Raw genomic sequence first — 8,907 nt, 5'->3', positions numbered from 1 at the left:
CGACGCTGAACCTCATGAAACACGAATACGGGCTCAATCAAGCTGGATTTCCGGCATCGGACATCGAAACAACGTGTGAAATCCTCGCCGACGCCGGATACGACGGCGTCGAACCGAACTACCAAGCCAACGGCCTGCTGACGACGCTGGACGGACGCGAGCAGATGCGGAAGGCCGCTGTCGAACACGAACTCGACGTTCCAGCCGTTTCGACCACGCTTCACTGGGAGTATCCGCTGTCGAGCGCCGACGAGGAGAAACGGCGGCGGGGTATCGACATCGCGCGGGAGATGGTGGACGCGGCTGCGACGCTCGACGCCGAGGAGATTCTCATCGTTCCGGCGGTCATCGCCCCCGGTGCAGACTACGACGCCGACTACGACCGCGCGGTCGAATCGGTGCGCGAAATCGCCTGCTACGCGGCGGACGCCGGCGTCGGTGTCGGCATCGAGAACGTCCAGAATGACTTCTTGTACTCGCCGCGCGAGTTCGTCGAATTCCTCGACGCCGTCGAATCGGCGGGGCTGGTTTCCGCCTACTTCGACGTGGGCAACGGCTTCCGCTGGGGCTTGCCCGACCGCTGGATTCGTGAACTCGGCAATCGGATTTCGAAGGTTCACATCAAGGATTGGCTGACGGACGCTCACCGACCGACGTATCCTCTTCAGGGGGACATCGACTGGGACAGCGTCGTCGCCGCGCTTTCGGACGTCGGCTACGATGGGTGGATTTCCGCCGAAATTCCGGCGTACAACGCCGAACCACACCGGATGCCGCCAGACATACTTGACACCATGCAGTACCTATTCGAATCGAACGGCTGATATTTAAAACTCACCATGACACGCACAATCGTCGTCGACCCGCTGTTCGAAGACGTGTGGCCGCTCGCCGCGGACCACCTGCACCGACTCTGGACCGAAGACAGGACCTCCGTCGAGTTCGTTCGACTGCCCGAAACGAGGGGGACGAACCTGAGCGAGGCCGTTTCCTCACCCGAATCGGTCGAGGTGCTCGTCTCGCTCGGCGTCCGTGCTTCTGTCTCCGATCTTCAAGCGTTCACGAACCTGACGGAGACGTTCGTGATGACTGACTCCATGTACGGCGTGGACGAGGAGCTAGCCAACTACCTCCGCGACCGCGGCGTGACGGTCCACGACCACACAAAGGAGGGGTTCTGGAGCGAGTCGGTGTCCGAGTTCGGTATCGGACTGACCATCAACGCACTTCGACAAATCCCGCAAAAACACACCGCCATGACCGAGACACACGACCCGTGGGACCTCGACCAACTGGACAACGAGGTACCCGGCGCGCGCGGCCACCAGTTCGCGGATGACCCGAACTTCGTGAGCGGCACCGTCGCACGGAAGCGCGTTCGTGTCGCCGGAATCGGCAACATCGGCAGTCGCTACGCCGCGACGGCGAACCATCTCGGCGCCGATGTGGCGGCCTACGATCCGTTCGCCGACGAACCGTGTTTCCACAGCACGGGCACGCGGCGGGTGTACAGCATGGAGGAACTCGTGAGCGATGCCGACGTCTTCGCCCCGACGATTCCGCTGACCCCCGCGACAGAAGGCGTTGTGACGGCTGATCACATCGACGCGCTCCCGGATGGGGCGATACTCATCCTCGTCACACGGGCCGGAATCTGCGACATGGACGCTGTCCGTGAACGGGTGCTCGCTGACGAAATCGTCCTCGCCGCGGACGTATGGGATGAGGAACCGCTCTCACTCGACGATCCGCTCCTCGGGCGTCACAATGTCGTCCACACTCCCCACATTGCAGGACGAACGCGGGACGCGAACGAGCGGTGGGCCGAACACCTCGCTGCACACTTCAGTTCGCCCTGACTGTCACCCGTCCAACGCTGTGTTTTCTTCCGAACGAAGCCGAATCCTTTCAATACCACCGACGAAATCACGACTCATGACCACGCTGAACTATCGCGACCCCCGACTGCTTCGACGCGAGATACTCCGCGTCCTGAACTTCTACTACCCCGATTGCATCGACACTCGCTACGGTGGGTACATCGCCCAACTCGACGAACGCGACGGCTTCGTCTACGACGGCCGGACGAAACACCTCGTCGCCACCGCACGGGCCGTCCACAACTTTAGCGTCGGCGCGCTCATCGACGGTCCCGTCTGGTGTCGGACGGCCGCCGAACACGGCCTGTCGTTCCTCTCGAACCACCAGTGGGACGTTGAGAACGGCGGTTACGACTGGATACTCGACGGTCGCGACACCACGGACGACACGCGATTCTGTTACGGCCACGCGTTCGTCGTGCTCGCCAGTGCACGGGCGCTCGAAGCAGGAATTCCGGGCGCGAAGGCGGAACTCGAACGCGCAGTCAAAACCCTCGATCGGCACTTCTTAGAGACAGAGCAGGGAGTGTACGCCGACCGTGCCGACGGCGAGTGGGAGGCGGTTGCCCCGTACCGCGGCTTGAACGCAAACATGCACACCTGCGAGGCGATGGTCGTCGCCTACGACGTGACCGAGGAGGATCGATATCTCGATCGTGCGTACGGTATCGCCGAGCGAATCGCTCGGGACCTCGCGACGGAGACGGATGGCCGACTCTGGGAACATTACGACGCCGACTGGACGCACGATATGGGGTACAACAAGGACCAACCGAACCACCAGTTCCGCCCCTGGGGCTACCAACCGGGCCACCATCTGGAGTGGTCGAAACTCCTCTCGCTTCTCGCCGAGTTCCGCGACGACCCATGGCTCGAATCCGCCGCACGCGACCTGTTCGACTGGGCGATTGAAACTGGGTGGGACGAAGAACACGGGGGCTTTTACTACACCGTGGACGAGGACGGTGCGCCCGTCGTCGCGGACAAGTACGGCTGGGCGATAACCGAGGGCATCGGAGCGGCGGCACTCCTCGGGCGCGACGACGAGGCGTATCTAGACTGGTACGACCGACTATGGGAGTATGGGGAATCGGACTTTGTCAACCCCCGACACGGAAACTGGTTCGAGCGACTGTCCCCGACGAATGACCGCGACGACCCGAACCGCGGGATGGCAGTTGAACCGGGCTACCATCCCATCAGTAACGCATTCGTTGCAATGGATGCGTTTTGAGTTGGTTTAACGCCGCTTCTCCTGTCAGTTCTCGAGTGGATTTATCACTCTACTCCCGGTTATGGACGTTCTCGCATTTCCCAAAGCAGTTGGTTACTATCTGAATTGTGGAATGACAATGGTGACGCTCCCGTTTGTTATATTTAGTATCGTGAGTGTCGCTAAAGGAGTTCAAGCGTATCGGACGTTGCAGGGAGGCACTGAATCGTAGACGTGAATGAGTGATGTCAAAATCCACAAAGCATACTGCATACTATGAGGATTCACTAATTTCTCTATTCACCTGGAATCCACCAGATAACCACCCGTGGACTCAATTTCCCCCGTTCTAACTCACCCTTTGCATGCAACTCCTCGAGCCGTCTATGGGCGGACGGCCGCTCAATGCCAAGCGTATCTGCCACCCACCGAGCGGTCACTGCTGGTGACCGTTTTTCTCCTTTCCGCTCTCCACACGGACGATAGAGATACCCGACAGCATCGGATCTTCTTTCTTGTGTTTGAATCGAACGTTGATGACGCCCTCCTCGACTTTCACTGTGAATGATTTCATCGTCCCTCTGTCGTGGCCGAGTTCTTTGTACATGTCGTAATCGTGGAGAACCTCTTCATCCCCGATTTCGACGCTGAACTTACGTGGGCCGACACGACGATTGAGGTAATCGTCAAGATACGTCTCGGCGAAGTACAGTCGAACTTCATACTGACCGTTTTCGACCGGGAAGCGATACTGCATCTCCGTATCGTCATTGTGATCTTTTGTGTCTGCGTCCCATCGCCGACTGTGGAATATCGCTTCGGGTGTCCCGGCCGGAACCGCGGCCGTCATCGCCACCGAATCGTCGGTAGTGTTCGTGTGACTTCCGCTCCAAAGTGCGTTGCCGAACCGTGACGGGTGTTGTTCGCTATCGGGCAACCAATCGGGCCCGCCATTCATCGCCGAAAGTCGCGACCCACCAACGTTGACCCGGTAAATCACCGGACTCCGTGACTGCGTGGTTGACGTGGTCGGTGCCGCCGTGGTCGGTGCCGCCGTGGTCGAAGACACTGAGGTCGATGTCGCTGTCGTCGATATTTTTGCTGTGCGACTATTCGTTGTCGCCGAATGTTTGGTCGATTCGCCACTGGTTTGCATTACCGTGGACGTCGTCGAACTTGGAGCAGCGGTCGTCTGGTTGCTACCACCAACTGCTGGGCTCCGGATACCACCCGGAACTCCGGCCACGATTATGAGTCCTGCGACGAAGAAAACGATGCCACCTCCGATCAGGACGCCGTGTGTGAAACCATCGGATGAAGAACCTGGCACGTCTCTCACACTCCGCTAGTGTATCGCTTCATTTTCGATGGGTCATCATCCCACCGATTTAATTATATGCCGTTTAAAGTGCAATTCATGTGGAACGAATCGCGTCGCTCACTTCTTCTGTCTCATCTACCGATTGAGGCCTTCGCCTCGGGGGACGAAGACGAGACCGAACCCGAAGACTGCGACTGTGACGGACTCGGTGGCTTCCCGTGCTGGCTATGCGTGCGGACAGGACAGAACGAACCACCGCTTCAGCCCTTTTTATCCATGGAACGACAAGTCCGTTCTCGGAGATCACCGACCAGCGAACGCTGACGGAAAGCGCGAGCACTGTGACCGATGATACACCCGAGACACCGACGGCCCTGCTCGACCAAGCACGACAGCACGCGACCGACGTTGCCACCGAACACTTCCCCGACCTGCCGGTCGAAGCGATCGACTGGGAAGTCTCACACCGAGCCCAACAGGCGGGCGTCACGAAGTACGACCCGACAACAGAGGCAATCACGATTGCGCTGACCTGGACGGCCTACGAAAAACACGGCTGGGAGCAATTCAGTTCCACCATCCGGCACGAACTCATTCACGCCTGGCAGTATCACGAGTTCGGTGACGCGGACCACGGCGCAACCTTCACCCGCTGGACGGACCGCCTCGATACCTCGCAACACTGCGAACGCTTCACTACACCAAAGTGGTGGCTCATCTGCAAGGACTGTGGCGGTCGGATTCCGCGCTACCGACGCTCGAAGACGGTCCGTAACCCCGAGCAGTACAGTTGTAGCAAGTGCGGCGGTGCAATTCGCGTGGAAGAGGGCAACGGCCACTGACCGATTCTCGTTTAAGTAGTTCTCGCGATAAGCAGTAGATACGAGGAAGATTTTCGCGCGGTACAATGACTTACAGAGTGGCACAGCGATCTTTGAGATTTGAGTTTGATTGACCAACGTTAGTATTGTATACTAACGTCTGTGCCTCGTGCTGAGTTTTCTCTTCTTGTCTGTCCTGTGATTACGAACGGTCGTGATAGACGCGGTTAGGATGATCTCAAGGGACTGTCTTCGATCACGGTAGGGTAAAACGGTCGGGATGCTTCATACGCTCTGACTCGGATGGTGAAGGGAAGAATTCGACAACAGCGATGAGAGCGAAGCCAATCGTTATATTGTCTTCAGACTATATCTAAATTAATGACATCACTTCTGCTCGTTGATGGTTTTGAGCTCGTATTTATCGCCCTAATGCTTGTCGTGTATGCATCCATCCTTTTCGGAGTCCTCGGTGGACTCGGGTACTTCATTCTTCGATTCCGATCTGGCGGTAGTGTTGACGAACGGCTCGACCGTATGGAACGGAAGATTGGTCGGTTAGAAGCGCACGTTGAGCACCTCCAAGATGAGCGCGACGAGCAACGATAGTGTTCTCCTTGGCTTTCAAGGCTTCAACTCCGGTACTAAAACTGAATATCTGATCCAATCACTGGCCTCTCGAGGTATTCGCTCCGTGGTGGCCCAACTTCTGATTGCTCCTTCTGGCCGTACATAAATTAATAATTAATCACATCGTTTACTATACCATGAGCGAAACAATCGTCTCGACACCTGAACACACTCCCACCGACAAGTGGTGGATTCCAATTGGAGTGCTCGCTGCCCTCGTCCCAATGATTGCTCTCATTGCAATTGCTCTGCCACCTGACGTCTACACGTCGTTGATCGCCGCTCCATTTGTTCTGCTTGGCGGTGTTTTGACGCTCCTCTCACCGCTCATCATCTACTTCGATAAGCAGTATGTTACTGCCGTTTCCGACTGGAACCCGTCTGGCTGGTATTATTGGATGATCATTCCAGTAATTGGATTCGTGCTTCCCTACCTGTATCTCTATGAACGCCACAAGTACGTGGGTACTCCCTGATAGTGGCTTATCTGCAAGCCACGAGTGTCATAGAATCTCGTCCTCACTGGATGCGAGTCCGTTCTAAATTAGATCTGTTGTGTCGTAGAAATTATTATTGTCTTTGCGAACGTACTAGTCTTGATTATGTCCGTCCGCACCACAACACGGGGGCCAATCAGCAAATCGTTCGTGAGAGATATCGCCGTCATTTTTGTCGGTCTCCTCGTCCTGTCGTGGGTCTTCAGCGGCGGGACAGTCTTGACGTATCTGGCAGTCCTCTTTGCATCTGCGCTCCGAAACATCTACTTCGGCTGGATTGGGAGTGGGCTGCTCTTCTATGTGATAGCGGGTATCGGACTCCTCGCCGAGGCAATCGTCCTCGCAGTCCTCTATCGGCTTGCTCGACGAGTACTTGGGTGAGAACAAATAGGATGAGATAAAGAAAATGTACGACTCGCGTATCCAGTTCTCCCGATAACCGCCCCGACTAGGCTTACCACCATCCCAATAGTCACAGACGAACCGTATGAGGGACTAGAATAGTTGGAGACGTGCCCCAACCAGCGAGCGACCCCTACCAACCGGGCGACGACGTACAGGTCTATGTCTCAGAGACTGATCCCGATAGCGAACACCACGGGAAAGAAGGCACCATCACGGAGGTCCTGCAGGACACTCTCGGAGACGAGACCGGGCGTGAACTGGACTCCTACAGCTACCGCATCGAAACCGATAGCGAGAAAATCGATGTCTGGTTCCGGCACCGCGACTTGGTTCCGGTATCACAGTAACCAATTACCGATACTCCACTGCGATAGGCGATAACGAACGCAAACCAACGTGGCCACAAATACGAGATGCACTCGAAGTTAACGAGGATCGCCTTTGCAGTGCGTGGCTCACGGGAAGTTTTGTGGGCTTGACTAAGGAAGTCACGCATGAGAGCGATGTCGATGTTGTCCTCGCATTCGAGAGCTTCGATGCTATGGACGACTTCGGCCGTGTTGAAACCCTTGGGTGGTAATAGGTTTCAGGAGTCGTGCTGACTCGATGGAAATTCTGCTATATCCAGAGAGCGTGAACAAAGTTTGAGGCACAAGAGACCGAGTTGTATTCGGTGGCGAAGACCGCTCGATTGCTGACTGGTCCACGTGCGAAGGAAGCCGAGACCTAGGTGTGACTGCTCGGTTGGCGCAGCGAGCGCCAACCGGAAAGCCCGCATACGTGAATCTCTTCCTCACGCACTGATGCCTCACCGGTGCGACCTGCAGAACACCAGAACGGTCGATTTCCTGCATGATTGTGGAGAGATGCTCGATCACCCCGGCTTGATCACCTAAGCGACCGAGAGGGAGTGAGGGGAATCAGTCTCTCGTTCCGGCATCTAAACAAGGCCAAATTCTGTTTTCGGTACGAATCTGCAGCTGTTCTGTCTACTGACCGACGAACTCGGGGTCGCGCCCTTCCAGGAACGCAAGGATCCCCTCGGAGAAATCGTCTGTTTCGACGATACGCTCTTGAGCATTCGCCTCAGCGGCTAACGCTTCCTCCAGCGAGCGGTGAGCGTTGCGGAGGAGTAGCCGTTTGGTTTCCCCGACGGCGCACGTCGGCCGTGAGAGCAGCATCTCGACCCGTTCCTCGACGAACGTGTCCAGTTCCCCAGCGGAGGTTGTTTCAGTGGCAATGCCGAGTTCAACAGCCTCGTCGGCAGTGACCCGGCGGCCAGTGGTCAGCAGCTCCATCGCGGTTCGGAGTCCGACGAGGCGCTGGAGGACGTAGGTCGCGCCAGTATCTGGGACGAGACCGATATCGGCGAATCCCCAGCCGAATTCGGCAGATTCGTCGGTATAGACGAAATCACACGCCGTGGCAATGGACGCCCCCGCACCGACCGCCGATCCTGTCACCTTCGCTACGACGGGCTTTTTCATCCGCAGTAGGCTGGTCACGATTGCGTTCAGCCCGCCTTCGAGTTCCTGTGCTGGACTGCTCACGTCCACGTCGCTCGCAAGATCGAGCCCTGAGCTAAACGTGTCGCCCTCGCCCGCAATGACGACGCACCGTACCGAGGAATCGTGGGCGAGTTCGTGGAGCGATTCGGCCATTACCTCGCAGGCCTCAAGAGAAAGCGCGTTCTTGCGTTTCGGATTCGACATTGTGACAGTTGCAACCTCGTCATCGTGGGACACCTCGATCTGTGTCATAGATCAACTCTATTTTGCGATTGCCTAATCGTATCGCCGGTTTACCAAGGTGGTTCAACAGTATCCTCACGCAGTTCTGACGGAAGGGCGTCGTTCACTCTGCCGGGCGTTCGAACTCGGGATCAAACATCTGTGCGGACAGTGGCATCGGATCGCCGTCGGTGACATTATACTTCGAGAAGTCTTCGACGCCAGCCTCGCGGAGAATCTCTTCATCGTAGACGGTGTTGCCCGTGAATGCTGCGGGATCACGGTCAAGGAGTTCGCACACTGCGTCTGCGACGATTTGGGGTGAGCGCCAGTCGTCTTCAGTTCCCATCCCGAAGTACCGCGTCGCACGCGTGTCGATGGCGGTCACCGGCCAGAAGGCATTGGCTGCG

General features: G+C 57.1%; 9 protein-coding genes and 1 pseudogene. 7 read left to right on the top strand and 3 right to left on the bottom strand.

What is annotated here, in order from left to right; all coding sequences use genetic code 11:
• The 3 genes from BG842_RS05860 to BG842_RS05850 all read left to right on the top strand — a co-directional run.
• Positions 1 to 824: sugar phosphate isomerase/epimerase (locus BG842_RS05860; protein WP_217493278.1), on the top strand; the 824-nt coding region annotated here is incomplete at its 5' end.
• A 15-nt stretch (positions 825 to 839) separates the two neighbouring features.
• The gene (locus tag BG842_RS05855) at positions 840 to 1,859 is read left to right on the top strand and encodes a D-isomer specific 2-hydroxyacid dehydrogenase family protein (RefSeq protein ID WP_069450051.1); all 1,020 of its coding nucleotides are present in this window, start codon (positions 840 to 842) and stop codon (positions 1,857 to 1,859) included.
• A gap of 76 nt (positions 1,860 to 1,935) precedes the next feature.
• Positions 1,936 to 3,114: an AGE family epimerase/isomerase gene (locus BG842_RS05850; protein ID WP_069450050.1), complete on the top strand. Its 1,179-nt coding sequence runs from the start codon at positions 1,936 to 1,938 to the stop codon at positions 3,112 to 3,114.
• A gap of 415 nt (positions 3,115 to 3,529) precedes the next feature.
• On the opposite strand, the gene BG842_RS31125 is transcribed toward BG842_RS05850, so the two are convergent.
• On the bottom strand, positions 3,530 to 4,249 hold the full coding sequence (locus BG842_RS31125; protein WP_256388501.1) for a malectin domain-containing carbohydrate-binding protein: 720 nt from the start codon (positions 4,247 to 4,249) through the stop codon (positions 3,530 to 3,532).
• Positions 4,250 to 4,755: 506 nt separating this feature from the next.
• On the opposite strand from BG842_RS31125, the gene BG842_RS05840 reads away from it, so the two are divergent.
• The 4 genes from BG842_RS05840 to BG842_RS05820 all read left to right on the top strand — a co-directional run bounded on the left by BG842_RS05840 (position 4,756) and on the right by BG842_RS05820 (position 7,114).
• Positions 4,756 to 5,256 (top strand): SprT-like domain-containing protein, encoded by a 501-nt coding sequence (locus tag BG842_RS05840; protein ID WP_254662932.1) that lies wholly within the window; start codon positions 4,756 to 4,758, stop codon positions 5,254 to 5,256.
• Positions 5,257 to 6,002: 746 nt separating this feature from the next.
• Complete coding sequence (locus BG842_RS05830) at positions 6,003 to 6,341, top strand: hypothetical protein (RefSeq protein ID WP_069450047.1); 339 nt, start codon at positions 6,003 to 6,005, stop codon at positions 6,339 to 6,341.
• A gap of 126 nt (positions 6,342 to 6,467) precedes the next feature.
• Positions 6,468 to 6,743 (top strand): hypothetical protein, encoded by a 276-nt coding sequence (locus BG842_RS05825; RefSeq protein WP_069450046.1) that lies wholly within the window; start codon positions 6,468 to 6,470, stop codon positions 6,741 to 6,743.
• 131 nt (positions 6,744 to 6,874) lie between these two features.
• A complete protein-coding gene (locus BG842_RS05820) occupies positions 6,875 to 7,114 on the top strand; it encodes a hypothetical protein (protein ID WP_254662931.1) in 240 nt (79 codons plus the stop codon).
• A 642-nt stretch (positions 7,115 to 7,756) separates the two neighbouring features.
• On the opposite strand, the gene BG842_RS05810 is transcribed toward BG842_RS05820, so the two are convergent.
• The gene (locus tag BG842_RS05810; RefSeq protein ID WP_069450043.1) at positions 7,757 to 8,527 is read right to left on the bottom strand and encodes an enoyl-CoA hydratase/isomerase family protein; all 771 of its coding nucleotides are present in this window, start codon (positions 8,525 to 8,527) and stop codon (positions 7,757 to 7,759) included.
• A 94-nt stretch (positions 8,528 to 8,621) separates the two neighbouring features.
• A pseudogene (locus tag BG842_RS05805) lies at positions 8,622 to 8,907 on the bottom strand (short chain dehydrogenase); the annotation flags it as partial.

It is taken from the genome of Haladaptatus sp. W1, from assembly GCF_001723155.1.
Taxonomy (GTDB): Archaea; Halobacteriota; Halobacteria; order Halobacteriales; family Haladaptataceae; genus Haladaptatus; species Haladaptatus paucihalophilus.
Note: the sequence above shows the minus strand (reverse complement) of the source record. Positions and strands in the feature narration are given on the sequence as shown.

Bases quoted from the DNA above. Each gene is read 5' to 3' on its own strand.
- BG842_RS05855 (WP_069450051.1), top strand. From the start codon at position 840: ATGACACGCACAATCGTCGTCGACCCGCTGTTCGAAGACGTGTGGCCG.
- BG842_RS05850 (WP_069450050.1), top strand. From the start codon at position 1,936: ATGACCACGCTGAACTATCGCGACCCCCGACTGCTTCGACGCGAGATA.
- BG842_RS31125 (WP_256388501.1), bottom strand. From the start codon at position 4,249: ATGCAAACCAGTGGCGAATCGACCAAACATTCGGCGACAACGAATAGT.
- BG842_RS05830 (WP_069450047.1), top strand. From the start codon at position 6,003: ATGAGCGAAACAATCGTCTCGACACCTGAACACACTCCCACCGACAAG.
- BG842_RS05825 (WP_069450046.1), top strand. From the start codon at position 6,468: ATGTCCGTCCGCACCACAACACGGGGGCCAATCAGCAAATCGTTCGTG.
- BG842_RS05810 (WP_069450043.1), bottom strand. From the start codon at position 8,527: ATGACACAGATCGAGGTGTCCCACGATGACGAGGTTGCAACTGTCACA.